This is a genomic window from Rhodococcus sp. NPDC054953 (assembly GCF_053609225.1).
Genome location: NZ_JBSGXD010000010.1, coordinates 1 through 23,595 on the forward strand (window position 1 = coordinate 1; position 23,595 = coordinate 23,595).

The window sequence follows — 23,595 nt, forward strand, 5'->3', positions numbered from 1 at the left end:
CCCGCGAGCCGGCGGAGTTGTTCGGCGACCACCGACGCCTTGATCGCGCGCTGGCCGGGCAGCGACGCGTGCGACAGGTCGCAGCAGCCTGCCCCGCCGGGTCCGGAGATCGGGCAGAGCGGGTCGACGCGTTCCGGGGAGGGATCGACGATCTCGAGCGCGTCCGCGCGGCAGAACGACCCGCCGCGGTCCTCGGTGACCCGGGCCCGCACCAGTTCGCCGGGCAGCCCGTGCCGGACGAATACCACCCGCCCCTCGTGCCTCGCCACGCAAAACCCACCGTGCCCGGGGTTGCCGAGCCGAACCGCAAGCGTCCGGCCGAACCAACTCTCGCTCACTGCTTCCCCTTCTCGTCCGGGGCGTCGAACCCGCGCCGGGTGCCGCCGGGCACGGTGGGCACGGTGTAGCGCTTGACCCGTTCCGACGAGGTCAGCTGCCACGGAACGGACGTCACCATCACCCCGGGCTGGAACAGCAACCGGCTCTTGAGCCGCAGCGCGCTCTGGTTGTGCAGGATCTGCTCCCACCAGTGCCCGACCACGTACTCGGGGATGAACACGGTGACGACGTCCCGCGGCGAGTCGCGGCGCACCCGCCGCACATAGTCGAGCACCGGCTTGGTGATCTCCCGGTAGGGCGACTCGATCACCTTGAGCGGCACCGTGATGTCGCTCTTCTCCCACTCCCGGACCAGGGCCCGGGTGTCGGGTTCGTCGACGTTCACGGTGACCGCCTCGAGGGTGTCGGGGCGGGTCGCGCGGGCGTAGGCCAGTGCCCGCATCGTCGGCATGTGCATCTTGGACACCAGAACGATCGAGTGGGTGCGGCTGGGCAGCACCCCGTCCCACTCCTGATCCTCCAGCTCCGCGGCGACGCTGTCGTAGTGCCGCCGGATGGACTTCATCAGCACGAAGATCGCGACCATCGCGACGATCGCGATCCAGGCGCCCGCAGCGAACTTGGTGATCAGGACGATCACCAGGACCGCACCCGTCATCGCGAGGCCGATCGAGTTGATCACCCTGGACCGCTGCATGTGTCGCCGCTGCTCGGGATCGGACTCGGTCCGCAGGTGCCGCGTCCAGTGCCGGATCATGCCGGTCTGGCTGAGCACGAACGAGACGAACACGCCGACGATGTACAGCTGGATCAGCTTGGTGACCTCGGCACCGAACACCACGACGAAGGCGATCGCAGCGCCGGAGAGGAACAGGATGCCGTTGCTGAACGCGAGCCGGTCGCCACGGGTGTGCAGCTGCCGCGGCAGATACCGGTCCTGGGCGAGAATCGACCCGAGGACCGGGAATCCGTTGAACGCGGTGTTGGCGGCGAGCACCAGGATCAGCGCGGTGACGATGGCGATGAAGAAGAATCCGATCGGGAAGCCGGAGAACACCGCCTCGGCGATCTGCGCGATCAGGGTCTTCTGGTGGTATCCCTCTGGGGCGCCGACCAGCTGGGTTGCCGGGTCGTGCGCGTACACGATGCCGATCTTCTGGGCGAGCACGATGATGCCCATCAACAGCACGATCGCGAACGTCCCGAGCAGCAGCAGGGTGGTGGCCGCGTTGCGGGACTTCGGCTTCCGGAACGCCGGGACACCGTTGCTGATCGCCTCCACACCGGTGAGCGCCGCGCACCCCGAGGAGAAGGCGCGGGCGATCAGGAAGGCGAACGCGATGCCGTACAGGTGCGAGTCCTCCGCGACCAGCTCGAAACCGGACGACTCGGCCTGGATCTCCTCGCCGAGCACGTAGGTGCGGAACAGCCCCCACCCGAGCATGCCGCACATGCCGACGATGAACGCATAGGTCGGGATCGCGAACGCGGTTCCGGACTCGCGAATACCGCGCAGGTTCACCGCGGTGAGCACAGCGATCGCGACGACCGCGAACAGCACCTTGTGCTCGGCGACGAACGGCACCGCCGAGCCGATGTTCGACGCCGCGGACGAGATGGACACCGCGACCGTGAGCACGTAGTCGACCATCAGCGCGCTGCCGACGGTCAGCCCGGCGTTCGGGCCGAGGTTGACGGTCGCGACCTCATAGTCGCCGCCACCCGACGGGTAGGCGTGCACGTTCTGCCGGTAGCTCGCGACGACCACCGCCATGACGGCGCAGACCGCGAGCCCGACCCACGGCGTGTACGCGTAGGCGGCGATCCCGGCGACGGACAGCACCAGGAAGATCTCCTCCGGCGCGTACGCGACCGAGGACATCGCGTCGGACGCGAAGACCGGCAGCGCGATCCGCTTGGGCAGCAGGGTGTGTCCCAGCTTGTCGCTTCGGAACGGCCTACCCACCAACAGCCGCTTCGCAGCGGTCGAGAGCTTTGACACCGCCAAAGCGTAAGCCGTCCGATTCGATCCGGCGGCATCCGCACCGATACGTCCGGTTTCGGCCCGGCAGCGGGCGGGCCGTGCGCACCACGGCGGGCCGACCGGTACCGTTCGGGTTCACGGGCAGCGAGCCGACCGACGGCCCGCGTACGGCCTCGGGGAGTCAGCGGAGGGTGAGCGGTGTACGTAGTCGTGATGGGGTGCGGCCGGGTCGGATCCGCCCTCGCGGCCGGGCTGAACCGGATCGGCCACGAGGTCGCGATCATCGACCGGGATCCGGAGTCGTTCCGGCGCCTCGACCCCGAGTTCACCGGACAGCGGGTGGTCGGCATGGGTTTCGACCGCGACGTCCTCGTCAAGGCGGGCATCGAACGGGCGGAGGCGTTCGCCGCGGTCTCCTCCGGCGACAATTCGAACATCATCTCCGCGCGGGTCGCGCGGGAGACGTTCGGGGTCGGCCGGGTGGTGGCGCGGATCTATGACGCGAAGCGCGCCGCCGTCTACGAGCGGCTCGGCATCCCGACCGTCGCGACGGTGCCGTGGACGACGGACCGGTTCCTGCACCAGTTGACGAAGGAGTCGCACACCACCAAGTGGCGCGATCCATCGGGGACCGTCGCGGTCGCCGAACTCGACCTGCACGAGGACTGGGTCGGGCACCGGGTCACCGAACTAGAGGAGTTCACCGGGTCGCGGGTCGCGTTCCTGATCCGGTTCGGCAGCGGGGTCCTTCCCGGCCCGAAGACCGTGATCCAGGCCGAGGACCAGGTGTACGTCGCCGCGGTGTCGGGCACGGTCGCCGAGGCCGTAGCGCTGGCCGCGACCGCGCCGCCTGCCGACAACTGACCGACCGCCAGCCCACCCGATCGGAAGTGAACCGATGAGAGTCGCAATTGCCGGAGCCGGAGCAGTCGGCCGGTCGATCGCCCGCGAGTTGGTCCGCAGCGACCACCACGTGATGCTGCTCGAACGCAAGCTCGAGCACGTCGAGCCCGAGGTCATCCCGGAGGCGCACTGGGTGCACGCGGACGCGTGCGAGCTCGGACTGCTCGAGACCGCGCAGCTGGAGACGTACGACGTGGTGATCGCGGCGACCGGCGACGACAAGGCGAATATCGTCGTCAGCCTGCTCGCGAAGACGGAGTTCGCGGTCAGTCGGGTGGTGGCCCGGGTCAACGATCCGCGCAACGAATGGTTGTTCGACGACTCGTGGGGAGTCGACGTTGCGGTGTCGACGCCGCGGATGCTGGCGTCGCTGGTCGAGGAGGCCGTCTCGGTCGGCGACCTGGTCCGGCTGATGACGTTCCGGCAGGGTCAGGCGAACCTGGTGGAGATCACGCTGCCCGCCGACACCCCGCTCGCGGGCAAGCCGGTGCGCCGGATGCTGTTGCCTCGGGATGCGGTGCTGGTCACCATCATCCGCGGCGGGCGGGTGATCGCGCCGCAGCCCGACGACCCGATCGAGGGCGGTGACGAGCTGGTGTTCGTCGCGTCGGTGGAGGTCGAGGACGAGCTGCGGGAGGCGGTGGGCCTGGACCACTGACCGGCGGACGCGGTGCGCGCGGCGGCCACCGCAGGGGAATGCACATCGGCACCGCCACAACGACGGCAATTGTCCGATTAATCCGGGCCGCGACCCGCCCAATAAATCACGAATTCATATCGCCGGAATTGAAATACATCACCATTCGACAACAATTCCGACGGGGCGCAGCGCGGGCTTTCTCATGGCCTCGCCTGGCGGTCGGCGGGCGGGGCGTCGGCGGGGTCCGCTCCCCCGCCGGCCAGACTCTCGGCGTCCCGTTCGTCGGCGTCCAACCCGGCCGCGTCCACCGCGCGATCCGCTCGGCGCACCGCCCAGACGGTCACCACCAGCACCAGCGCGGTCAACGGCCAGCCCATCCCGATCCGGGCCACCGCCAGCCAGCCGGTGTGATCGGTGTCGTACAACTGGGACTGCACCAGGTACCGCGCGCCGAAGACCACGGCCCAGGCCACGGTCGCGACGTCGTAGGCCCGCGTCGCCACCCGCGACCGTCGCCAACTGTTGCCGTGCCCGTTGAGGAATCCCCACACCACGCCCACCAGCGGCCAGCGCACCAGGATCGACACCAGGAAGACACCCGCGTACAGCAGCGAGGTGTAGATGCCGAAGAGGAAGTATCCCTTCGCGTCCCCGGTCCGGTGCGCGATGAACGCACAGATTCCGACACCGACGAAGCCGGAGATCGCCGGCTGCACGGTCCCCCGCACCACCAGTCGCCACACCAGGATCGCCGCGGCGACGCCGAGCGCGGCCCAGATGGCCGGGGTCAGCCCGAACAGGCCGTTCACGGGAACGAACACCAGGATCGGCAGGGTCGAGTAGATCAACCCGCTGATGCCGCCGAGCTGTTCGAGGATGGTGGGCTGCTGCCTGTCGGTCACCCCACGAGGGTGCCACATCGGCTCCCCTGCCTGCACCGCCCGGCGCCCGCCGTCGGCCCCGCGCGGACGGCCCTACGAATCGCCGAGGAGCTCGTAGTACGGGTTGTAGATGGTCTTCTGGCCGTTGCGCTCCCCGAGCCTGCCCCGGACCAGCAGCTTCTTCCCGGTCTCGATCCCGGGGATCCGGCGGCGGCCGATCCACACCAGGGTCACCGGATCGGTGCCGTCGAACAGTTCCGCCTGCACGGTGGCGCTGGTGGACTTCGAACAGGACTCCACGCTGCGCAGCCTGCCCTGCATCGTCACCTCCTCGCCGTGCCGACAGTCGCTGGCGCACTGGGCGCCCGATGCCTGCGAGGACTCCGCCATCTCCTCGGCGTCGAGTTCGTCGATGTCCTCGGTCAGGCGGCGGGTCAGTCGCCTGATGTATCCGTTGGCCGCGAGTGCCATTGCGCGCTCCTTCGAGCTTGCCAAGAACGTGGTGCGGGTGCGGGGCCGTCCCGGTCGGCGTTCGCCGCCCTCGGCCACGCGTCGGTGGTCTCCGTGTCCGCCACTGTAGACCCTGATCCGGGCGGGTCAACCAGACCGGTTGGGATCGGCGACCGGGCACCGTGCACTATCGACGCATGGCACCGCTGACACTGCCGCCCGTCGCCGTGGCACTCCCCGGGACCGGGTCCGACGCCGACTTTGCCGCCCGCGCGTTCACCGCCGCGTTGTCGCAGGCAGGGGTCCGGGTCATCGCGGTCGACCCCGACCCGCGCCGGGTGGTCGACAGCTACTGGGACGCGCTGAATGCCGCGGCGGCCCGGCACCACCGGATCCTGGCCGCAGGCATCTCGATCGGCGCCGCGGTCGCGCTGGACTGGGCGGCGCAGCACCCGGGCAGCGCGGCGGGGGTCCTCGCCGCGCTGCCCGCGTGGACCGGCGACCCCCGCGACGCCCCCGCCGCGGCGAGCGCCGCGTTCACCGCGCAGCGACTGCGCGCCGACGGGCTCGAGGCCGTCATCGAGGAGATGGTCGCCAGCTCCCCAGGCTGGCTCGGCATCGAACTCGCCCGCTCGTGGCGATCCCAGTGGCCGCACCTGCCGCGTGCCCTCGACGAGGCGGCCCGGTACGACGCGCTCACCGAGGACCGGCTCGCCGGGACACCCGTCCCCGTCGGCATCTGCGCGGCCGTCGACGACGCCGTGCATCCGATCGCCGTGGCACGGCAGTGGGTCGGGGTGCTCCCGCACGCCGCGCTCGAGACCGTCACCCTCGACGACGTCGGCGCCGACCCTGCCGCGCTCGGACGCGGTTGCCTGGCGGCACTCGCACGGCAGCCGAGTCAGCCGCAGACGGTGTAGACCACCGCCTGCCTCGACTCAGTTGCGCTCGATCTGCTGCATCGCGGAGCCGGAGCCGCCGGGACGCTGCTCCGGAGGGGTCCGATCCCGCTCCTGCTGCGCCAGGGCCGCCGCCGTTGCCGCCTGCTGTTGCGCGGCGAGCGCCTGCTGCTGGGCCTGCTCCTGCTGAGCCTGCGCCTGTTGCTGCGCCAGGACCTGCTGCTGCTGCGCGGCGACGAGCTGGTCGGCCAGTGCCTGCGGGAGGACCACCGGCAGCGGGGTCCGCACCGGATGGGGCTCGTCGCCCCGCCGCACCACCGTTTCGCGCAGCACCTCGCGGGCCACCCCGGCGAGCGGGGAGTCCGACCCGGCGGAGCCGGTCGGCCCGGCCGCGACACAGCGGATCATCCAGCGGTAGCCGTCGATGCCGATGAACCGCAGGTCCGCATTCGGGGTGATCGCGTGGATCTCCCGCCCCCACGGGCCGCCCTGCACGGTGACCTGCGCGTTGTCGGTCCGCAGCGACTCGGTGAGGTCGGCGGTCACCTCACGCCATTGCCCCGGCGACTTCGGCGCGGCGTACGCGGCGACCGTGATCCGGCCGTGCTGCGTCACCAGGTGCACCGCCTGCGGTGTGCCGTCGGGGGCCATCTCGACCTGGATCTGCCCGCCCTCCGGCACCGGCACCAGCACCGAACCGAGGTCGAGTCGCCCCTCGGCGGGGTCGCCGTCCAGGTCGAGGACGTCGTACGGTCCACGCTCCTCGGTCCCGAGGGCCGGGAACTCGTCGGTGATCTCGGTGGCGCTGACGTCGTCCACGTCCGCCCGGCCCCGCACGGACGGGTTGCCCTCGGCAGCCTCGACGTCCTTCTTCTTCCGCCCGAACATCATCGTGCCTCCTCCCTGACCGGTTCGGCAGCCGCGTGCAGCAGCGCGTGGCCACCGCTGGAACCGTGGCCGCCGGTGCCCCGGCTGGTGTCGTCGAGCGCGTCAACCTCCACGAACGTCACCAGTTCGACGCGCTGCACCAGCAGTTGCGCGATCCGGTCGCCGCGCCGGATGTCGATCGGGGTGTGGATGTCGTGATTGATCAGGCACACCTTGATCTCCCCGCGGTACCCGGCGTCCACGGTGCCGGGGGTATTCACCACGGACAGCCCGGACCTGGCCGCGAGGCCGGACCGCGGATGGATCAGCCCCACGGTCCCGATCGGCAGCGCGACGGCGATCCCGGTGCCCACCAGGGCACGCTCACCGGGTGCGAGGGTGACGTCGACGGACGAGCAGAGGTCGACGCCCGCGTCGCCGTCGTGCGCACGTCGCGGGAGTGGTAGCTCGGGATCGAGGCGTAGCAGCTCGATGGCAGGAAGATCGCTCACGTGCACCGAGACTACTCTGGATGCGTGCCTGCGAACCCCCAACCTGGGAACCCCCAACCGACGTCCGGCCCGACCCCGGCCACCGACCGCTCGAGCTACTCGGAGCGACTCTGGGTCCCACCGTGGTGGTGGGTCGCGGGGCTCGCGGTCGCCGGGCTGCTTGCCGCCGAGGTGAACATGGCCCAACCGGGCATCCCGGCGTGGCTGCCGTACGCGCTGCTGCTTCCGTTCCCGGTGTGGGGCCTGCTGTGGCTGAGCCGGATGCGGGTCGACGTCGTCGCGGGTGCGCACGGCGACGCGGGTGAGCTGCGGGTCGGGCGCGCGCACCTGCCGGTCGACGTGATCGCCCGGGTCGCCGTGGTGCCCCCGTCGGCGAAGTCGGCCGCGCTGGGCCGCCAGCTCGATCCCGCCGCGTTCGTGCAGAACCGGACCTGGATCAAGACCATGCTGCTGATCGTCCTCGACGATCCGGACGACCCGACCCCGTACTGGCTGGTCAGCACCCGCCGGCCGCACGAGCTGGCGGCGGCGCTTGGCTGGAACACCGGGGCCGCGTAGCACCCCCGCACCCGGACGACGAACGCCCGCGTCCCACCCCGAGTGCTCGGGTGGGACGCGGGCGTTGCTCGTTCGGGTGCGGGGTCAGCGCGCGGTCCGGGCTCGCGCGTCACCGCGGGCCGACCCCATCGGGCCGGGCCGAGAGCGGGACGTGCGGCCGTCGCGGTGCACCGTCAGGCGGCGCAGTCCATGCAGATCATCTCGCCGTTGGCCTCGCTGGCCAGTCGGCTCCTGTGATGCACCAAGAAACAGCTGGAGCAGGTGAACTCGTCCGCCTGCTTCGGCACCACACGAACCGACAGTTCCTCGCCGGACAGGTCGGCACCCGGCAGTTCGAAGGACTCCGCCGTATCCGACTCGTCGACGTCGACGACCGCGGACTGGGCCTCGTTTCGCCGCGCCTTCAACTCCTCCAGCGAGTCCTCCGACACCTCATCGGATTCCGAACGCCTCGGTGCGTCGTAGTCGGTTGCCATCTCGTCTTCCCCTCGTCCTCTCTCGTCATCTGTCCCCGTCCCCACGCCCGGTGGGCGTGCCACCTGTCGCAGCCTCGCTGCACAACGCATCAGGACGACGAAATGTGCCCGGAAGTTAGCAAGAGAAAATATGATTCGACTCACATTCTTCTCAAATCTGCACACTTCCGCGACCACCGTCCTGTCACGATCAGGCGGCCAGACAATAGCCGAACTCGGCGGAAATGTCGCGGTCCATTTCGCCGTGGCCCGAAAACCGTCCGGCACACGACACAAACACCTCGATCCGCCTGGGCATTCCGGACCGGGACGATGTCCGTCACACCGCAGCCCCGGCGGGCACCGACCGACCCGGCACGCACGCCGCGCCGCCTCCGGTGTCGCGACGCGACCCGACCCTTCACTACGCTGTGCGCACGCAGCAGCACCCGAACAGCGAGAGGTCAGGACGCAACGTGGTTTCACTGATCACCGAGGGCAGTTCCACCGGCCCGAACGGCAAGCCCTATCCGTACCGACGGGCCCTGCCGGTGATCGCGCTGATCGCGGTACTCGCGGTGCTCGGCGCGCTGTTGTGGTTCCGGATCCTCACCAAGCCGACCGAGCTGTCCGCCCCGGTGGTCTGCAACCCGCCGTCCGTGTCCGGCCCGGTCGACCCGGACGCGCCTGCACCGCAGCCGCTCGGCGACCAGGTCCCGGCGTCCACTCTCCTCGACGTCGAACCGGCCCCGCTGTCCGCCACCCGGGTCCGCGTGTTCAACGCGAACGGTGAGCGCGGTCAGGCCGCCGACGTCGCGTCCCAGCTGAGCGACTACGGCTTCGCCGCGGCCCCGGACATCCAGTCCGGCAACGACCCGGTGTACGTCGACCAGAACATGCAGTGCCAGGGCCAGATCCGGTTCGGGACGAGCGGCCTCGCCGCGGCCAGCTCGCTGTGGCTCGCGATGCCGTGCGCGGAACTGATCCAGGACGGCCGCACCGACGACATCGTCGACCTCGCCCTCGGCACCTACTTCCGCAACCTGCAGCCCAATACCGACGCCGAAGAGGTGCTCTCCGCACTCAAGACCACCGCCCCCGACGGTGCGGGCGCGGTGGACATCGACCTGCTCAAGGCCGCCCGCACCGTTCACTGCTGACCGCACGCCCCCGACACGGAGGGCGGGGCGCGCTCACACCGGAATCGGGTCGAGCGCCCCCACCTCCGCGAACAGCTCGTCGAGGGCACCGGCGACCCCCGGCGCGGCGGCCACCGTGATCGCGCCCTCGTCGCTGGTGGACTCCGCCGACGGCAGCCGAACGACCGCGCCTGCCTCCTCCGCGACCAGCGACCCGGCCGCCCAGTCCCATGGGCTGAGCCCGTGCTCGTAGTGGGCGTCGACCCGGCCGGCAGCGACCATGCACAGGTCCAGCGCGGCGGACCCGATGCGGCGGATGTCGCGCACCCGGGGCAGCAGCGCGGCGACCAGCTCGCCCTGCCGCCGCCTGCGCTGCGCCACGTACCCGAATCCGGTGGCCAACAACGACATCGACACCTCCGTCGCCTCGGTGCAGCGCAGCGTGTGCACCGCGCCGTGCGCCTCATGCAGCGTCGCACCCTGCCCGCGCGCGGCGGAGTAGACCGCGCCCGAGGCGACGTCCACGACCGCGCCTGCGACCGAGACCCCGTCGATCTGGGCCGCAACCGAGATCGCGAACGCCGGGATCCCGTACAGGAAGTTCACCGTTCCGTCGATGGGGTCGACGACCCACCGAACCCCGTCCGGGCCGCCGTCCCGGCCACCCTCCTCGCCCAGCACGGCGTCGCCGGGGCGGAGTTCGGCGAGTTGCGCCCGGATCAGGTCCTCGGTCTCGGTGTCCACCACCGTCACCGGGTCGGTGGGGGTGCTCTTCGCCGCAACGGCGTCGGCGCCGGGGACCGCGGCGTGGCCGACCGCCGCGAACACCTCGGGTCGCCGCGCGGCGACATGGGCTGCGGCGGCCACGGCGACCCGGACCGCGACGGCGCGCAGTGCCGCCGGGCCGTCGGGCGCCGCGCCCGCCCCGCTGTCGACGGGGCGGCGGGCGGCGGGGTGATCCTCGAAAAACGGCACACCCCATGGTGCCTCACCGGTTCCCGTCACGGCGCAACCACAGCCACTATCGTTGCCGCCATGACGGATGCGACGCAGCAGACGATCCGTGGCTTCGGCGTCGATGTCGGAGGCAGCGGCATCAAGGGCGGTGTGGTCGACCTGGACACCGGCGACCTGATCGGCGACCGGATCAAGATCCTCACCCCGCACCCCGCGACCCCGACGGCGGTCGCCGCGACGGTCGCGGAGATCGTCGCCCGCGCCGGGTGGACCGGACCGGTCGGGATCACGCTCCCCGCCGTCGTCACCAACGGCATCTGCCGCACCGCGGCGAACATCGACCACGCGTGGATCGGCACCGATGCCCGCGCCCTGTTCACCGCGGCCCTCGGCGGGGCGCCGGTCGCGGTCCTCAACGACGCCGACGCGGCGGGCATCGCCGAGGACCGCTACGGGGCGGGCCGGGACGTCGACGGCGTGGTCGTGCTGCTCACGTTCGGTACCGGGATCGGGTCCGCGATTCTCAACCACGGCGTGCTGCTGCCGAACACCGAGTTCGGACACATGGAGGTGGACGGGAAGGAGGCCGAGCACCGCGCGTCGTCCGCGGTCAAGGAGCTTCGGGACCTGTCGTACAAGGAGTGGGCGAAGGAGGTCTCCCGGGTCCTCGTCCGGTACGAAGCGCTGCTGTGGCCCGACCTGTTCATCGCGGGCGGCGGCATCAGCCGCAAGGGCGAGAAGTGGATCCCGCACCTGACCAACGACACCCCCGTCGTCGCGGCATCGCTGCTGAACACGGCGGGTATCGTCGGTGCGGCGCTGACCGCGGCAACCAGCATCGGGGCGTAACCCTCCCGGAGGATAGTTACAATGGTGAGGCCGACGTCCAAGCCGGCCGACATCAACTGACCTCTCCGCCGGAAATCCTCTGGCGTGACGCCGCACGACTCCGTCACGAAAGGGCGTACGTGGCCGCCACCGAAACCAGTCCGACCTCCGACTCCGCGACCGAAGCGGAGGTCACCGGTACCGCTCCCGCGAAGAAGGCGGCCGCGAAGAAGGCCCCCGCCAAGAAGGCCCCCGCCAAGAAGGCCCCCGCCAAGAAGGCCGCAGCAAAGAAGGCCCCCGCCAAGAAGGCCGCGGCGAAGAAGGCCGCCACCAAGAAGGCGGGCGACCCGAACGCGGCGGACGAGGGCCACGACGACGGCGACCTCGAGCTCGAGGGCCCCCAGGGCGAGCTGACCGAGGAGGTCGTCGAGGACATCACCGTCGAGGACGACGAGACCACCGAGGAGCCGTCCGAGAAGGACAAGGCGTCCGGCGACTTCGTGTGGGACGAGGAGGAGTCCGAGGCGCTCCGGCAGGCCCGCAAGGACGCCGAGCTGACCGCGTCCGCCGATTCGGTGCGCGCGTACCTCAAGCAGATCGGCAAGGTCGCCCTCCTCAACGCCGAGGAGGAGGTCGAGCTCGCCAAGCGCATCGAGGCCGGCCTGTACGCAACGCAGCTGATGGCCGAGCACGCCGAGAAGGGCGAGAAGCTCCCCGCCGCGCAGCGCCGCGACATGAACTGGATCTGCCGCGACGGCAACCGCGCCAAGAACCACCTGCTCGAGGCCAACCTGCGACTGGTCGTCTCGCTCGCGAAGCGGTACACGGGCCGCGGGATGGCGTTCCTCGACCTGATCCAGGAGGGCAACCTCGGTCTGATCCGCGCGGTCGAGAAGTTCGACTACACCAAGGGCTACAAGTTCTCCACGTACGCCACCTGGTGGATCCGGCAGGCGATCACCCGCGCGATGGCCGACCAGGCCCGCACCATCCGCATCCCCGTCCACATGGTCGAGGTCATCAACAAGCTGGGGCGGATCCAGCGCGAGCTGCTGCAGGACCTGGGCCGCGAGCCCACCCCGGAGGAGCTCGCGAAGGAAATGGACATCACGCCGGAGAAGGTGCTGGAGATCCAGCAGTACGCGCGTGAGCCCATCTCGCTGGACCAGACCATCGGCGACGAGGGCGACAGCCAGCTCGGCGACTTCATCGAGGACTCCGAGGCCGTCGTCGCGGTCGACGCGGTGTCGTTCACGCTGCTGCAGGATCAGCTGCAGTCGGTCCTGGACACGCTGTCCGAGCGTGAGGCGGGCGTCGTGCGACTGCGCTTCGGCCTGACCGACGGGCAGCCGAGGACGCTCGACGAGATCGGTCAGGTCTACGGCGTCACCCGTGAGCGGATCCGGCAGATCGAGTCGAAGACGATGTCGAAGCTGCGGCACCCGTCGCGCTCGCAGGTGCTGCGCGACTACCTCGACTAGATTTCGTCGGTGACGGCCGTCGGCTCCCCCGCCGACGGCCGTTCGCGCAGCCGGGGCACCAGCAGCCGCGCGACGGGTTCGACGACCCGCGCGGCGACCGGCCCCAGGATCGCCATCAGCAGCACGTACGCGGTCGCGAGGGCGGCGAGTTCGCCCTCGACGGCGCCCGCGGACACGGCGAGACCCGCGATCACGATCGAGAACTCACCGCGCGCGACGAGGGCGGCACCGGCCCGCGCCTGGCCCATCCGGGCCACCCCCTGCCTGCGGCTCGCCCAGATTCCGGTGAGCACCTTCGTCGCGGTGGTGACGACAGCGAGGACGACCGCCCAGCCGAGGACCGGCGGGACCGTGGACGGATCGGTGTTCAGCCCGAACACCACGAAGAACATCGCGGCGAACAGGTCCCGCAGCGGCTCCAGCACCTGCGCGGCGTTGCGCGCCGTCGACCCGGAGATCGCGATGCCGAGCAGGAACGCGCCGACCGCGGCGGACACCTGCAGCGCGGACGCGATCCCGGCCACCAGCAGCGCAGCCCCGAGCAGCTTGAGCAGGAAGACCTCGCGGTCCTTGGCATCCACGATCTTCGACACCACGTGGCCGTGCCGCAGCGCGACGAGCAGCACCACCGCGAGCACCAGCAGGGCGATCCCCATCGCCTTGACACCGCCGAGCAGCCCAACCCCGGCCAGGGTTGCGGTGAGGATCGGCAGGTAGACCGCCATCGTCAGGTCCTCGAACACCAGGATCGACAGCACCACCGGGGTTTCCCGATTGCCGAGCCTGCCGAGGTCGGTGAGGACCTTCGCCACGATCCCCGACGACGAGATGTAGGTGACGCCCGCCATCACCAGCGCGCCGATCGGACCCCAGCCGAGCAGCAGGGCGACGACGACACCCGGCGTGCAGTTCAGGACGAGGTCGACGACACCGGCCATCCACGACTTCCGCAGACCGGTGACGAGCTCCGACGCCGTGTACTCGAGGCCGAGCAGCAGCAACAGCAGCACCACCCCGATCTCGCTCGCCAGGTGCCCGAACTCCCCGATGTCGCCGAGGGAGATGAACCCGCCGTTGCCGAAACACAGCCCGCCGATCAGGTACAGCGGGACCGGGGACATCCCGATTCGGCCGGCCAGCCGCCCGAGGACGCCCAGCGCGAAGAAGACCGCACCCAGCTCGACCAGCGCGAGCGCGGTGTTATCCACGGATCATCCGTGGTGCAGGATCTTGGCCGCGGCGTCCAGTCCGTCGGTGGTGCCGACGGCGACGAGGAGGTCACCCTCGGTGAGGTTGAAGTCCGGGTTCGGCGACGGATACACCTGCCCTGCGCGCATCACCGCCACCACCGACACGCCGGTGCGGGTGCGCATCCCGGTCTCGCCGAGGGTGCGCCCGTCGAACGGCGATTCCTCGCTGATCGGCAGCTGCCGGGTCGTGATCCCGGGGAGGTCGCGGTGCTCCTCGGTCAGCTGCGACACGAGCTGCGGCGCCCCGAGCAGATTCGCCAGCACCGCGGCCTCGTCCTCGGTCAGCCGCACCGAGGCCTGGCAGGAGTCGGGGTCGTCCTTCTTCGAGACGATCAGGTCGGTGCCGCCGTCGCGCAGCGTCACCACACCGACGCGCCGACCCGTGGCGAGCTCGAAGTCCTTGCGGATCCCGATCCCGGGCAGCGGGGTCACTTCCACGTTCATGACTCAACGGTAGCGCCGCGGGCGCGGTCAGGTGCGCAGGTCGCGGTGTCCCGGTCGCGGCGTGCGGTCGGCAGCAGGAAACATCCCGTCCGGCCCGGGCAAGTAGGGCACGACCGCGGTAACGGCGGCGGCGGGCAGGGGGCCGTACAGGTGCGGAAACCGCATCGACGCCGGGTCGGTCGGCACGCCCGGCTCCCACCGCAGCTCGGCGCCGAGCCGGGCCGCGTCGAGGTACAGCAGCACGATGTCGTCGCGGCCGAGGAACAGACGGTTCGCGGGCAGCTGCACCTGTTCGGTGGTGGACAGGTGCACGAACCCGTCGGAGCCGACGCTGTCCGGGATGCGTCGCCCGCTGTCCCGGCATCGCGCCCAGTCGTCGGCGGTGCACATGTGCACGAGGGTCGGATCGGTCACGGAACGAACCGTATCCCCGAGGCGGTCCGTGACCTGTGTCACCGCCCGACCGGTGTCTGCTGTTAGTGAAACCACAAAGAAACACCGTCGGGAACATCGAACGAACGCCGAACGTCTGACAGAGTGATGCCACCGCGTCACCCGACGCGGCGGACCAGCCCCCAAGGTCCCGGGTCGCACCGGGAGCCAGTACGGAGGAGTCATGCCCGGAACCCTGACCAGCCCCCCGTTGACCGCAGCCGACCGGTGCGACCGGTGTGGTGCCGGAGCCCGCGTCCGCGCGGTGCTCGCCTCTGGTGGAGAGCTCCTCTTCTGCCAGCATCACGCCAACGAGCACGAGGATCGACTCCGCGCGATGAACGCCACCATCGTCACCGGCGCCATCGACGAAGCAGCGATCTAGGCCGTCAGAACCGGGCGGCCTGACCCTCACAGACCCCCATTCGACACCGAAGGGCCCGCATCCACCGGATGCGGGCCCTTCGGCGTGCGGTCACCACCACAGCGGGCGGTGCACGTCACCACCACCGCGGGCGGTGCAATTCACCACCACCGCGGGCGGTGCAATTCACCACCGCCGGAGGGTGGCGATGCGGTCGGTGAGTTGCTCGACGGTCGCAATGGCCGTCGGCGGCCCGCCGCACACGCGGCGCAGTTCGCCGTGGATCCAGCCGTGCGGTTTGCCGGTGCGGTGATGGGTCATCGCGACGAGGCTGTTGAGTTCCTTGCGCAGCTCCGCCAGCTTCGCCGCGGACCCCACCCGGTCGGTCACCGCGGGCGGCGGGACCGGGGCGGCCGGTTCGGCGGGCTTCTTGTCCAGCTGGCTGGCCTGCCGCTCGCGGAGCAGTGCCCGCATCTGCTCGGCGTCGAGCAGACCCGGGAGCCCCAGATAGTCGGCCTCCTCGTCGCTGCCCGCGAAGGTCGCGGTGCCGAACGAGGAGCCGTCGTAGATGACCTGGTCGAGTTCGGCATCGGCGCCGAGGGAGGTGAACGCCTTCTCCTCCTCCCCGAGCTCGTCCTTCTGCTTGTTCGCGTCGGTGATCAGGTCGTCGTCGAGGCCGTCCTTCTCGCGGTGCGGTTTGCCGAGGACGTGGTCGCGTTGCACCTCGAGCTGGCTGGCCAGGTCGAGCAGGACGGGCACCGACGGGACGAAGACGCTGGCCGTCTCCCCCTTCCGCCGGGAGCGCACGAACCGGCCGATGGCCTGCGCGAAGAACAGCGGGGTCGACGCGCTGGTCGCGTACACCCCGACCGCCAGCCGCGGCACGTCGACGCCCTCGGACACCATCCGCACCGCGACCATCCACGGTTCGGTATTGCCGCTGAACTCGGCGATCCGCTTCGAGGCGGTGGGGTCGTCGGAGAGGACGACGGTCGGCGCCTGCCCGGTGAGGGCCTCGAGGATCTTCGCGTATGCGCGGGCGACGGTCTGGTCGGTCGCGATCACCAGGCCGCCCGCGTCGGGCATGCCGCCGGACCGCAGCTGCTGCAGGCGCGTGTTCGCCGCGGTGAGGACCGCGGGAATCCAGTCACCTGCCGGGTCCAGCGCGGTTCGCCAGGCCCGGGCGGTCTGTTCGGCGGACAGCGGTTCCCCGAGCCGGGCGGCGAACTCCTCGCCCGCATTGTTGCGCCAGCGGGCCTCACCGGAGTAGGCGAGGAACACGACCGGGCGGACGACGCCGTCGGCGAGGGCGTCGGAGTAGCCGTACGCGTGGTCGGCCTTCGACCGCATCAGGCCCTCGCGGTCCGGCTCGTATTGGACGAACGGGATCGCGGAGTCGTCGCTGCGGAACGGGGTGCCGGTGAGGGCGAGCCGACGCGTTGCCGGCTCGTACGCCTCCCGGATCGCGTCGCCCCAGCTCTTCGCGTCGCCGCCGTGGTGGATCTCGTCGAGGATCACCAGGGTGCGCCGGTTCTCGGTCCGCACCCGGTGCTTCGTCGGATGCGACGCGACCTGCGCATAGGTGACGACGACGCCGTGATAGTCGGCGGAGGTCTGACCGGTCGAGTTGGAGAAGTTCGCGTCGAGCGCGATGCCCACGCGGGCCGCGGATTCCGCCCACTGGTGCTTGAGGTGTTCGGTTGGCGCGACGACGGTGATCTGGTCGACGGTACGGTCACCGAGCAATTCGGCGGCAACCCGGAGGGCGAACGTCGTCTTACCGGCGCCCGGTGTCGCGACCGCGAGGAAGTCCCGCGGCGTCGTCGCCAGGTACTTCGTCAGGGCGCGCCGCTGCCAGGCGCGGAGCGTCGAGGTGGGCGCGGGGGCCGGTGTTTCGGTGTCACCTGTGAGCACTGAATTACCCGAAAGCACTGTCGCGTCCGCTCCTTCTCGACTGCGGGTCGATCTCGACCGTGAGGACTGCCGGACGAGCCTAACCCCGACCGCCGACGTTCTCCGCATCCAATGGCGCACACCACCAAAGGTGTCGCGGCGCCGACAGCGACCGACCGGGAAGTGTCCGACACGACCACCACCGGTGCGGCCCGGGACCCGGTCGTCAGGGATGCTGGACACATCATGAGCGAACCGATCGGCGACCAGCACCCTGGTGGGGGTCCCGCGGCGCCGACCGACCTACCGACGCATCACGCGGACCCGAGGCCGGACCGGCATCCGCTGCGAAAGACCTGGCAGGTGATCTCCCGGACCGCGGTCAAGGCGTGGGGGGATTCGATCTTCGGGAAGGCCGCGACGGCCGCGTTCTGGCAGACCCTGTCGCTGCCGCCGCTGCTGCTGGGGCTGCTCGGCAGCATCGGCTACGTCGGCGGCTGGTTCGGCCCGGACATCCAGCGGATCATCGAGTCGAAGATCATCACGTTCAGCCACACCGCGTTCAGCGAGAACGTCGTCGACCAGTTGATCTCCCCCACCGTGTCGGATGTGCTCGGGCGCGGTCGGCCGGAGATCATCTCGGCCGGCTTCCTGCTGTCGCTGTGGGCCGGCTCGTCGGCGATCTCCACGTTCGTCGACTCGATCGTCGAGGCGCACGGGCAGAAGGATGCCCGGCACCCGGTGTGGCAGCGGATCTTCGCCCTGCTGCTCTACGTGATGTTCCTGGTGGTGGCGGTGTTCGTGCTGCCGCTGGTGGCGCTGGGCCCGACGTTGATCGGTCAGGTGCTGCCCGAATCCTGGTACGACGTCGGGTCCAGCCTGGTCGACAGCTTCTACTACCCGGCGGTGGGCCTGCTGCTGATCGCCGGGCTGACCACGCTGTACAAGGTGGCGTTGCCGAAGACGTTGCCGTGGCATCGGCTGCTCGGCGGGTCGCTGCTCGCGGGGGTGTTCTTCATGGCCGCGAGCGTGGTGCTGCGTCGCTACCTCACCTGGGTGACGGGCACCGGGTACACCTACGGTGCGCTCGCCGCCCCGATCGCCTTCCTGCTGTTCACGTTCTTCCTCGGGTTCGCGGTGGTGCTTGGCGCCCAGTTCAACGCGACGATCCAGGAGTTTTGGCCCGCGCGCGCGACCCGGATCGAGCAGGTGCGGGAGTGGCTGGCCGCGCAGGCAGCGGCCGACGCGGGTGGGCCGGTGACGAGCCTGACCCGCCGACTGACGACCACGCCGATCCGCGCCGTCGGGACCGCCCGCGGCAAGCACGAGGAACCGGATCCCGAGGACCACCCGGATGCCTGCCCGCTGCCCCGGGAGTGACCGGCGGCGGGAGCTCGGCTCAGGGCACGACCAGGATCCGTCCGCGCGCCGCCCCTGACTCGAGCGCGCGGTGCGCGGCGGCCGCGTCCTCAAGGCGGTAGGTGGCCCCGACCCGTCCCCGGAGGCGGCCCGGCAGTAGACCGTTGACGGTCCGTGCGGCCGCGGCGAGGTCGTCGACGGACGCGTTGCTGATCGCGAAGCCACACACGGCCGCGTCGGCGGTGTACAACGGCCCGACCGGCAGCACCGGTGCGGCATCGAGGCCTGCAGCGACCACGATCCGGCCACCATGCCGGAGTAGGGGAAGCCATGCGCCAAGGTCGTACTCGCCGCTGGTGTCCCACCACACGTCGACTCCGTCCGGGGCGGCGGCCCTGATCCGGTCCACCGCGCCCTCCGTGTGCTGATCGATCACCGTCTCCGCCCCGCAGGCCCGGCACCACTCGGCGTCGCCGACCGCCGCGGTGGCCAGCACTCGGGCGCCGACCGCGGCGGCCACCTGCACCGCCGCGCTGCCGACCGCGCCGCTGGCGTGCCCGACCAGGACCGTCTCCCCCGGCTGGACCCGCGCCGTGCGCAGCAGCCCCAGGTGCGCGGTGGCCCCGGCATGCAGCACGGGCGCCGCGGCCAGCGGGTCGACCCGGTCGGGAAGCCGGTACAGCCGGTCGGCCTGCACCGACACATACTCCGAGAACGTCCCCTGCCTGCCCCCGTAGCCGAGGCTGTTGCACCAGACCCGGTCCCCGACGCGGTGCTCGGTGACGCCCGCTCCCGCCTCGACGACGGTCCCGACCAGGTCGCGGCCGATGACGAACGGCAGCGGGATCGGGGTCCGGTAGGCACCGGACCTGACGAACAGGTCGACATGGTTGACCGCGGTGGCCGTCAGTCGGACCAGCACCTCGGTACCGCCTGGCCGTGGGACCGGCAGCTGCCCGACCTCGATCCGCTCGACTCCCCCGCGGTGCCGGATGAACGCCGCGCGCATCGTCCGCGGCGCACTGCCCCGGTGGTCGGCGCCGTCGGGCGTGGGATCGGCCGCGAGCGGGCCGAGCCCTGCTGCCTCCACGTAGCGTCGCCCGAACGAGGCGACGAGGTCGGATTCACGGGCACCGCCCCAGGTGTAGGCGGGCGACCGGATCGGGGCCGCGCGGCGCACGGTGATCAGGGCCGCCTCGTTGGCCGGGTACCCGGGTCCGTTCAGCGCGAGGAGCCAGTCGTGCAGCCACTCGTACACGGGATGGCCGGGTGCGACGATCGCGGCCTCGCCAGCGAATCGGTAGCCCCGGCGTTTGAATACGTCGACGGCGTTGACCTCGACCCGCGGATCCCGGCGCAGATTGGCCATCGTGTGCGGGGAGGCGATGTCCATGAACGCCAGGTGGTCGTCGTCGTACACCCGGACCGACCCCTTCGGGGACAGGTTCGGGGCGCCGTCCGGGGACACCGTCGCGACGAACGACAGCATCGCCGACTCGACGATTCCGCGCATGTCCGCATCGATGACGCCCACCGGTCGCCTCCCGCGCCCCGCTTCGGTGGCCCGCCGGGGTTTACTCCCCCGGCCGGAGCCCGTCGTAGATCTTCTTGCAGTCGGGGCACACCGGCGATCCCGGCTTCGCGGACTTCGTCACGGGGAACACCTCACCGCAGAGCGCGACGACATGGGTGCCCATGACGGCGCTCTCGGCGATCTTGTTCTTCTTGACGTAGTGGAAGTACTTGGGGACGTCGTCATCGGTGGACTCGTCGGTCGTGGTGTCGGGACGTTCCTTGGTCACAGTGCTCACCGGTCCATGATGACGCATTCGGCGAAGGTCGGCGAGGATGCACCCGAACCCCGGTGGTGCATCTCGGCCCGCGGAGTGGGACGCTGGAGCCATGCCTTCGAGTTCGGACAACCTCCCACCCGCCGAGGGCGACGAGAGTTCGCGCAATCCGATCCTGATCACCGACGCGGCGACGTCGTTCGACGAGCAGCAGCGGGCCCGGATCCGCAAGTACACGATCATGATGGGGATCCGGATCCCGGCGCTGGTGCTGGCGGCAATCGCGTACAGCGCGTGGGGCAACGGGTGGATCAGCCTGCTGATCATCGGCGCGTCGATCCCGCTGCCGTGGATCGCGGTCCTGATGGCGAACGATCGCCCGCCGCGGCGCGCCGACGAGCCGCGCCGGTTCGACCACCGGCCGACGCCGGGCCCGGCGATCGAGTCGGCACCCCACCGCACCATCGAGGGGTGAGAGTGACTGGGAGAATGGCCGCGTGAACCGCGACCTCCTCTCCCTGTGCGGCCCGCTGCGCGAGGCCCTGCACCGCACCGACTACACCGCCGACGCCCTGCTCGATGCACTGGGGGCGGACGCGCATGCCGCGCTCAGCCGGTACGAGCCGGTGCCGGTCCGCCGCGCCACCCGGGATGCGGGCGAGCTTGGCGTACTGACTCGACTGTTCCTGCTCGGCGATGACTGCGCCGCGGCCGAGGTCGCGGCGGTGCTCGCGCCCGTCGATCTCGACCATGCGGTCGCCGCGGGGCTGCTCGAACGGGACGGCGACCTGGTCCGGGCCGCGTTGGACCTGCGGCCGATGGACCTCGGCCACGGCAACCGCTGGGTGCTCGCCGACCTGGACGGGAGCATGCGGCCACGCACGACGGCGCCGGATCACGTGCTCGGGGTCGGGCACGCGTCACTGTCGCTGCTGCGCGGCACCCCGACGGCGGCGACGGGGTCGGTGCTCGACGTCGGCACCGGCTGCGGGATCCAGGCGCTGCACGCCGCCGAGTACGCCGGTTCGGTGACGGCGACCGACATCAATGTGCGGGCCCTCGACCTGGCGGCCGCGACGTTCGCGCTCAATGGGGTCCAGGCGGAGTTGCTGCCGGGATCATGGTTCGAGCCGGTCGCCGGCCGCGCCTTCGATCGGGTGGTGGCGAATCCGCCGTTCGTGGTGGGGCGGGCCAGGGTCGAGCACACCTACCGGGATTCGGGGTTGGACCTGGACGGGGCGAGCGAGCTGATGATCTCGCGGGCGAGCGAGCACCTGAACCCGGGCGGGACCGCGGCGATGCTCGCGTCGTGGGTGCACGTGGCAGGCCAGGACTGGCGGTCCCGGGTGGCGTCGTGGCTGCCCGCGCACGGCGTGGACGCCTGGATCGTGCAGCGCGACGTCGCCGACCCGGCGCTGTACGTCGGCACCTGGATGCGGGACGCCGGGCTGGACCCGCGGGATCCGGCGACGGCCGCGCAGGCCGAGTCGTGGCTGGCGCACTTCGCGGACAGCGACGTTGAGGGGATCGGATTCGGGTTCGTGTACCTGCGGCGGACCGACGCCCCGTCGGACGTGCTTGCGGAGGATCTGCGGCACGGCTACAGCGATCCGCTGGGCGACGAGGCGCTCGGCTATCTCGATCGGGTGGCGTGGCTGCGGGAGCGGGACGTGCTCGAGGAACGCTTCGCGGTGGCACCCGCGACGGCGCTGGAGCGGGTGTACCTGCCGGGCGAGGAGGGCTGGCGGCAGGTCGTGGCGCGGGTGCATCGAGGGGACGGCCCCGCGTGGCAGCACGAGGTGGACGACCTGGCCGCGGCGCTGCTCGGCGGAATGCGCGGGGACGGGTTGGCGTTGGGCGAACTGGTGGATCTGCTCGCCGCGGCACACGACGAGCCCGCGGAACCGCTGGCGGACGCCGCCGTCGCGCTGCTGCACGGCCTGGTGCGGCACGGTCTGGTGCTCCCCGCCTGACGCACCGTTCCCGGTCGCCGTTCTTCTCAGCTACTTCTCAGGCGCGAGGCGGGAAATACGCAGGTCAGCGCCGATGTGACCGGGACCGCTCGGGAACTTTGCCTGCCGGTGGGGCGTTGAACATCGTGAGAGACCACCGATGAGGAGGCAGGTCATGACGAGCCCCACCACCCGCCGAGCGCGCCCGACCCCCGAGGATCTGGACGCCCAGTCCCCGGCCGCGGACCTGGTCCGCGTCTACCTGAACGGGATCGGACGCACCGCGTTGCTGACCGCAGCGGACGAGGTCGAGCTGGCGAAGCGGATCGAGGCGGGACTGTACGCGGCGCACGTGCTCAACACGGGCAAGCGGCTGACGGCGGCGAAGAAGCGGGACCTGGCCAGCATCGTCCGGGACGGGGAGCGGGCCCGCAGCCATCTGCTTGAGGCGAACCTGCGGCTGGTCGTCTCGCTGGCGAAGCGGTACACCGGCCGCGGCATGCCGCTGCTCGACCTGATCCAGGAGGGCAACCTCGGCCTGATCCGCGCGATGGAGAAGTTCGACTACGCGAAGGGTTTCAAGTTCTCCACGTATGCGACGTGGTGGATCCGGCAGGCCATCACCCGCGGCATGGCGGACCAGTCCCGAACCATCCGGCTGCCCGTGCACCTGGTCGAGCAGGTGAACAAGCTGGCCCGGATCAAGCGGGAACTCCATCAGCAGCTCGGCAGGGAGGCCACCGACGACGAGCTGTCGGAGGAGTCGGGCATCCCGGTCGCGAAGATTGCCGATCTGCTCGACCACAGCCGGGATCCGGTCAGCCTGGACATGCCGGTCGGCACCGATGAGGAGGCCCCGCTCGGCGACTTCATCGAGGACTCGGAGGCGACGTCCGCGGAGAACGCGGTGATCGCGGGGCTGCTGCACAGCGACGTCCGCAGCGTGCTCGGCACCCTGGACGAGCGGGAACAGCAGGTGATCCGGCTCCGCTACGGCCTGGACGACGGGCAGCCGCGGACCCTGGATCAGATCGGCAAGATCTTCGGCCTTTCCCGGGAGCGGGTCCGGCAGATCGAACGCGAGGTGATGGGCAAGCTGCGTCAGGGTGAGCGCGCCGACCGCCTGCGGGCCTACGCCAGCTGACGCTCCCCCCCCCCCGACCCGCGCCGGCCGGTCCCGACCCCCTCCCCCCTCGGGTGTCACGGACCGGTCGGCGC

At 70.8% G+C, this 23,595-nt stretch carries 26 protein-coding genes; 12 read left to right on the forward strand and 14 right to left on the reverse strand.

The annotated features are described in order from the left end of the window. Nucleotides 1-338: TRAM domain-containing protein (locus ACWF62_RS09225; RefSeq protein ID WP_452629924.1), on the reverse strand; the 338-nt coding region annotated here is incomplete at its 3' end. Further along, on the reverse strand, nt 335-2,341 hold the full coding sequence (locus ACWF62_RS09230) for an APC family permease (protein ID WP_378508731.1): 2,007 nt from the start codon (nt 2,339-2,341) through the stop codon (nt 335-337). The genes ACWF62_RS09225 and ACWF62_RS09230, both read right to left, overlap by 4 nt. A 180-nt stretch (nt 2,342-2,521) precedes the next feature. On the opposite strand from ACWF62_RS09230, the gene ACWF62_RS09235 reads away from it, so the two are divergent. After that, complete coding sequence (locus ACWF62_RS09235) at nt 2,522-3,187, forward strand: potassium channel family protein (RefSeq protein WP_378508732.1); 666 nt, start codon at nt 2,522-2,524, stop codon at nt 3,185-3,187. Nucleotides 3,188-3,221: 34 nt separating this feature from the next. Further along, nucleotides 3,222-3,884, forward strand: coding sequence for a potassium channel family protein (locus tag ACWF62_RS09240; RefSeq protein ID WP_378508733.1), 663 nt, complete (start codon nt 3,222-3,224; stop codon nt 3,882-3,884). 182 nt (nt 3,885-4,066) lie between these two features. Here ACWF62_RS09240 and ACWF62_RS09245 read toward each other — a convergent pair whose 3' ends face one another. Together ACWF62_RS09245 and ACWF62_RS09250 are read right to left on the reverse strand one after the other, a co-directional pair. Continuing rightward, nucleotides 4,067-4,768, reverse strand: coding sequence for a DUF3159 domain-containing protein (locus ACWF62_RS09245; RefSeq protein ID WP_378570106.1), 702 nt, complete (start codon nt 4,766-4,768; stop codon nt 4,067-4,069). A 72-nt stretch (nt 4,769-4,840) separates the two neighbouring features. Then, the gene (locus tag ACWF62_RS09250; protein WP_378508735.1) at nt 4,841-5,218 is read right to left on the reverse strand and encodes an OB-fold nucleic acid binding domain-containing protein; all 378 of its coding nucleotides are present in this window, start codon (nt 5,216-5,218) and stop codon (nt 4,841-4,843) included. A 176-nt stretch (nt 5,219-5,394) separates the two neighbouring features. Here ACWF62_RS09250 and ACWF62_RS09255 point away from each other — a divergent pair, with 176 nt between their 5' ends. Next, nucleotides 5,395-6,117, forward strand: coding sequence for an alpha/beta fold hydrolase (locus tag ACWF62_RS09255; protein ID WP_378508736.1), 723 nt, complete (start codon nt 5,395-5,397; stop codon nt 6,115-6,117). Nucleotides 6,118-6,135: 18 nt separating this feature from the next. Here the strand turns inward: ACWF62_RS09255 and ACWF62_RS09260 are convergent, their stop codons facing one another. Both ACWF62_RS09260 and dut read right to left on the reverse strand, forming a co-directional pair. Further along, nucleotides 6,136-6,984, reverse strand: a complete 849-nt coding sequence (locus ACWF62_RS09260; protein ID WP_378508850.1) for a DUF3710 domain-containing protein — start codon at nt 6,982-6,984, stop codon at nt 6,136-6,138. After that, nucleotides 6,984-7,481: a dUTP diphosphatase gene (gene dut / locus ACWF62_RS09265; protein ID WP_378508737.1), complete on the reverse strand. Its 498-nt coding sequence runs from the start codon at nt 7,479-7,481 to the stop codon at nt 6,984-6,986. The genes ACWF62_RS09260 and dut overlap by 1 nt, the downstream gene beginning before the upstream one ends. A gap of 18 nt (nt 7,482-7,499) precedes the next feature. Here dut and ACWF62_RS09270 point away from each other — a divergent pair, with 18 nt between their 5' ends. Then, entirely contained in the window at nt 7,500-8,033 is a 534-nt protein-coding gene (locus ACWF62_RS09270) for a DUF3093 domain-containing protein (RefSeq protein WP_378508738.1), read from the forward strand. Nucleotides 8,034-8,206: 173 nt separating this feature from the next. Here ACWF62_RS09270 and ACWF62_RS09275 read toward each other — a convergent pair whose 3' ends face one another. Continuing rightward, a complete protein-coding gene (locus ACWF62_RS09275) occupies nt 8,207-8,509 on the reverse strand; it encodes a DUF4193 domain-containing protein (RefSeq protein WP_378508739.1) in 303 nt (100 codons plus the stop codon). A 455-nt stretch (nt 8,510-8,964) separates the two neighbouring features. Between ACWF62_RS09275 and cei the strand changes: the two genes are divergently transcribed. Further along, nucleotides 8,965-9,648, forward strand: a complete 684-nt coding sequence (gene cei / locus ACWF62_RS09280) for an envelope integrity protein Cei (protein WP_378508740.1) — start codon at nt 8,965-8,967, stop codon at nt 9,646-9,648. 33 nt (nt 9,649-9,681) lie between these two features. On the opposite strand, the gene ACWF62_RS09285 is transcribed toward cei, so the two are convergent. Next, a complete protein-coding gene (locus tag ACWF62_RS09285) occupies nt 9,682-10,602 on the reverse strand; it encodes an inositol monophosphatase family protein (RefSeq protein ID WP_378508851.1) in 921 nt (306 codons plus the stop codon). A 60-nt stretch (nt 10,603-10,662) separates the two neighbouring features. On the opposite strand from ACWF62_RS09285, the gene ppgK reads away from it, so the two are divergent. After that, a complete protein-coding gene (gene ppgK / locus ACWF62_RS09290; protein WP_378508741.1) occupies nt 10,663-11,433 on the forward strand; it encodes a polyphosphate--glucose phosphotransferase in 771 nt (256 codons plus the stop codon). A 119-nt stretch (nt 11,434-11,552) separates the two neighbouring features. Beyond that, nucleotides 11,553-12,893, forward strand: a complete 1,341-nt coding sequence (locus ACWF62_RS09295) for an RNA polymerase sigma factor (protein WP_378508742.1) — start codon at nt 11,553-11,555, stop codon at nt 12,891-12,893. Here the strand turns inward: ACWF62_RS09295 and ACWF62_RS09300 are convergent. The 3 genes from ACWF62_RS09300 to ACWF62_RS09310 are packed head-to-tail and all read right to left on the reverse strand — an operon-like array spanning nt 12,890 to nt 14,977. After that, entirely contained in the window at nt 12,890-14,101 is a 1,212-nt protein-coding gene (locus ACWF62_RS09300) for a cation:proton antiporter (RefSeq protein ID WP_378508743.1), read from the reverse strand. The genes ACWF62_RS09295 and ACWF62_RS09300 overlap by 4 nt on opposite strands. A gap of 3 nt (nt 14,102-14,104) precedes the next feature. Further along, nucleotides 14,105-14,587: a cation:proton antiporter regulatory subunit gene (locus ACWF62_RS09305; protein WP_378508744.1), complete on the reverse strand. Its 483-nt coding sequence runs from the start codon at nt 14,585-14,587 to the stop codon at nt 14,105-14,107. Nucleotides 14,588-14,614: 27 nt separating this feature from the next. Beyond that, complete coding sequence (locus ACWF62_RS09310; protein ID WP_378508852.1) at nt 14,615-14,977, reverse strand: DUF952 domain-containing protein; 363 nt, start codon at nt 14,975-14,977, stop codon at nt 14,615-14,617. A gap of 226 nt (nt 14,978-15,203) precedes the next feature. On the opposite strand from ACWF62_RS09310, the gene ACWF62_RS09315 reads away from it, so the two are divergent. Beyond that, nucleotides 15,204-15,404: a DUF7455 domain-containing protein gene (locus tag ACWF62_RS09315; RefSeq protein ID WP_378508745.1), complete on the forward strand. Its 201-nt coding sequence runs from the start codon at nt 15,204-15,206 to the stop codon at nt 15,402-15,404. Between the two features lie 165 nt (nt 15,405-15,569). On the opposite strand, the gene ACWF62_RS09320 is transcribed toward ACWF62_RS09315, so the two are convergent. Next, nucleotides 15,570-17,405 carry a DEAD/DEAH box helicase gene (locus tag ACWF62_RS09320; protein WP_378508746.1) on the reverse strand — a complete coding sequence of 612 codons (1,836 nt, stop codon included), beginning with the start codon at nt 17,403-17,405 and terminating at the stop codon, nt 15,570-15,572. Nucleotides 17,406-17,639: 234 nt separating this feature from the next. On the opposite strand from ACWF62_RS09320, the gene ACWF62_RS09325 reads away from it, so the two are divergent. After that, nucleotides 17,640-18,656 carry a YihY/virulence factor BrkB family protein gene (locus ACWF62_RS09325; RefSeq protein ID WP_378508853.1) on the forward strand — a complete coding sequence of 339 codons (1,017 nt, stop codon included), beginning with the start codon at nt 17,640-17,642 and terminating at the stop codon, nt 18,654-18,656. A gap of 19 nt (nt 18,657-18,675) precedes the next feature. On the opposite strand, the gene ACWF62_RS09330 is transcribed toward ACWF62_RS09325, so the two are convergent. Together ACWF62_RS09330 and ACWF62_RS09335 are read right to left on the reverse strand one after the other, a co-directional pair. Then, nucleotides 18,676-20,169, reverse strand: a complete 1,494-nt coding sequence (locus ACWF62_RS09330) for an alcohol dehydrogenase catalytic domain-containing protein (RefSeq protein ID WP_378508747.1) — start codon at nt 20,167-20,169, stop codon at nt 18,676-18,678. A 40-nt stretch (nt 20,170-20,209) separates the two neighbouring features. Next, complete coding sequence (locus ACWF62_RS09335) at nt 20,210-20,446, reverse strand: DUF3039 domain-containing protein (protein ID WP_378508748.1); 237 nt, start codon at nt 20,444-20,446, stop codon at nt 20,210-20,212. 91 nt (nt 20,447-20,537) lie between these two features. Between ACWF62_RS09335 and ACWF62_RS09340 the strand changes: the two genes are divergently transcribed. The 3 genes from ACWF62_RS09340 (at nt 20,538) to ACWF62_RS09350 (ending at nt 23,521) form a co-directional block, all read left to right on the forward strand. Then, nucleotides 20,538-20,900, forward strand: coding sequence for a DUF3099 domain-containing protein (locus ACWF62_RS09340; protein ID WP_378508749.1), 363 nt, complete (start codon nt 20,538-20,540; stop codon nt 20,898-20,900). A 22-nt stretch (nt 20,901-20,922) separates the two neighbouring features. Continuing rightward, nucleotides 20,923-22,398, forward strand: a complete 1,476-nt coding sequence (locus ACWF62_RS09345; protein WP_378508750.1) for a DUF7782 domain-containing protein — start codon at nt 20,923-20,925, stop codon at nt 22,396-22,398. Between the two features lie 154 nt (nt 22,399-22,552). Continuing rightward, a complete protein-coding gene (locus ACWF62_RS09350; protein WP_378508751.1) occupies nt 22,553-23,521 on the forward strand; it encodes a sigma-70 family RNA polymerase sigma factor in 969 nt (322 codons plus the stop codon). Nucleotides 23,522-23,595: the final 74 nt, after the last annotated feature.

What these genes read in the sequence shown, in the direction of transcription:
- ACWF62_RS09240 (WP_378508733.1), top strand. Translation starts at nt 3,222, where the DNA reads ATGAGAGTCGCAATTGCCGGAGCCGGAGCAGTCGGCCGGTCGATCGCC.
- ACWF62_RS09315 (WP_378508745.1), top strand. Translation starts at nt 15,204, where the DNA reads ATGCCCGGAACCCTGACCAGCCCCCCGTTGACCGCAGCCGACCGGTGC.
- ACWF62_RS09305 (WP_378508744.1), bottom strand. Translation starts at nt 14,587, where the DNA reads ATGAACGTGGAAGTGACCCCGCTGCCCGGGATCGGGATCCGCAAGGAC.
- ACWF62_RS09255 (WP_378508736.1), top strand. Translation starts at nt 5,395, where the DNA reads ATGGCACCGCTGACACTGCCGCCCGTCGCCGTGGCACTCCCCGGGACC.
- ACWF62_RS09275 (WP_378508739.1), bottom strand. Translation starts at nt 8,509, where the DNA reads ATGGCAACCGACTACGACGCACCGAGGCGTTCGGAATCCGATGAGGTG.
- ACWF62_RS09350 (WP_378508751.1), top strand. Translation starts at nt 22,553, where the DNA reads ATGACGAGCCCCACCACCCGCCGAGCGCGCCCGACCCCCGAGGATCTG.
- ACWF62_RS09320 (WP_378508746.1), bottom strand. Translation starts at nt 17,405, where the DNA reads ATGCGGAGAACGTCGGCGGTCGGGGTTAGGCTCGTCCGGCAGTCCTCA.
- ACWF62_RS09340 (WP_378508749.1), top strand. Translation starts at nt 20,538, where the DNA reads ATGCCTTCGAGTTCGGACAACCTCCCACCCGCCGAGGGCGACGAGAGT.
- ACWF62_RS09310 (WP_378508852.1), bottom strand. Translation starts at nt 14,977, where the DNA reads ATGTGCACCGCCGACGACTGGGCGCGATGCCGGGACAGCGGGCGACGC.
- ACWF62_RS09250 (WP_378508735.1), bottom strand. Translation starts at nt 5,218, where the DNA reads ATGGCACTCGCGGCCAACGGATACATCAGGCGACTGACCCGCCGCCTG.
- ppgK (WP_378508741.1), top strand. Translation starts at nt 10,663, where the DNA reads ATGACGGATGCGACGCAGCAGACGATCCGTGGCTTCGGCGTCGATGTC.
- ACWF62_RS09260 (WP_378508850.1), bottom strand. Translation starts at nt 6,984, where the DNA reads ATGTTCGGGCGGAAGAAGAAGGACGTCGAGGCTGCCGAGGGCAACCCG.